Annotated in this window: 2 protein-coding genes; both read left to right on the top strand. The window is 34.8% G+C overall.

All coding sequences use genetic code 11. From position 1 onward, the window contains the following. Positions 1 to 92: 92 nt before the first annotated feature. The gene (locus HG1285_RS01705) at positions 93 to 638 is read left to right on the top strand and encodes a type II secretion system F family protein (protein WP_008289328.1); all 546 of its coding nucleotides are present in this window, start codon (positions 93 to 95) and stop codon (positions 636 to 638) included. Between the two features lie 2 nt (positions 639 to 640). Next, positions 641 to 1,402 carry a patatin-like phospholipase family protein gene (locus tag HG1285_RS01700; RefSeq protein ID WP_008289329.1) on the top strand — a complete coding sequence of 254 codons (762 nt, stop codon included), beginning with the start codon at positions 641 to 643 and terminating at the stop codon, positions 1,400 to 1,402. The last annotated feature ends 40 nt before the right edge of the window (positions 1,403 to 1,442 follow it).

Genomic DNA, 1,442 nt, shown 5'->3' on the forward strand with positions numbered 1-1,442 from the left:
ATTGATGCTTTAAAGAATTTAATGTCCAGCTGCCGGCCACTACAATTTTTATTATGTATTTATCCGAATATACAAGGAAATATCTGTGGGTCGTGATAGTCCTGCTAATTATTGGCTTTATTTTGTTAAAAATACTCAGAAATAAAAATGAAAAAGTAAGATATCAGACAGATAAGCTTTTACTAAAAACTCCCGTGTTTGGAATCATAATAATAAACTTTAATTACGCATTTTTTGCCGAATATCTAAGACTTATGATAATTGCAGGAGTGCCACTTTATCAGGCGCTTCACATTATGGAAGGTGCCATTAAAAATATGGTTTTTAAAACTGCCATAAAAAACACCCGTGAAAAAATAGAGATTGGTAAACCATTTTCCGAGTCTTTGAAAGAGGAAGGAGTTTTTTCCCCTGTTATTACAAGGATGATAGCTATAGGAGAGCAAGCAGGTCAGTTGGACGAACAGCTGAATTACATCTCAAATTATTATTACAATAAGGTAGATTATCTGGCACAAAATATAGCAAAAATGATAGAGCCTATAGTGATAGGTATCGTAGGAGCATTTATGCTTGTGATTATGCTTGGGCTTATTGGTCCTATATATGACCTTATTTCTCAAATATCAAAGATGTAATTATGAAAAAAACTTACGGCATTGCTTTATCAGGGGGAGCTGTTAGAGGAGCTGCCCATATAGGTGTTTTAAAAGCATTGGAGGAATATGGGATATTTCCTTCAGTAATCTCCGGTTCCAGTGCAGGCTCAATAATCGGGTGTTTTTATGCTGCAGGATATTCTCCGGCAGAATTGGAAGAAATAATTCTAGATACAAACATCCTTAGCTATCTGAAACCTGCCATGAATCTAACAGCTTTATTTTCTCTGGAAGGGTTAGAAAAATTAATTCAGCAATACATTAAGGTTTCTGATATAGCTCAACTTGAAAAAGAGCTTTATGTATGTGCTACCAATCTAAATCTGGGAATTCCTGAGTATTTCGCTAAGGGAAATCTATATGAAATCATTTCTGCTTCCAGTGCTCTGCCCTTTATTTTTAAGCCTGTGAAAATAGGTGATTATGTATATGTGGACGGGGGAATAATGGATAATCTTCCTGTTGAACCGTTGCTAAAAAAAGTGGATTTTATAATAGGTTCTGAGGTTAACCCTCTGGGGGTAGAAAAGAACTTTAATAATCCGGTAAATATTTTACTCAGAAGTTTTTTCCTTGCAGTTAGGGCTAATGTTGAGGCGAGGAAAAAATATTGTAATCTGTTTTTACAACCTCCTGAGCTTAGGCAGATAGGCCTTTTTTCAACATGGAAGATTAAAGATGCTATAGACATAGGTTACAAATATACGAAGGCTGTCTTGAAGGAATATATCAAACAGGAATGATTTTTATGACTAAATCCCCTCTTTTTCCATTTGATTTTTT

The sequence above is a fragment of the Hydrogenivirga sp. 128-5-R1-1 genome, assembly GCF_000171895.1.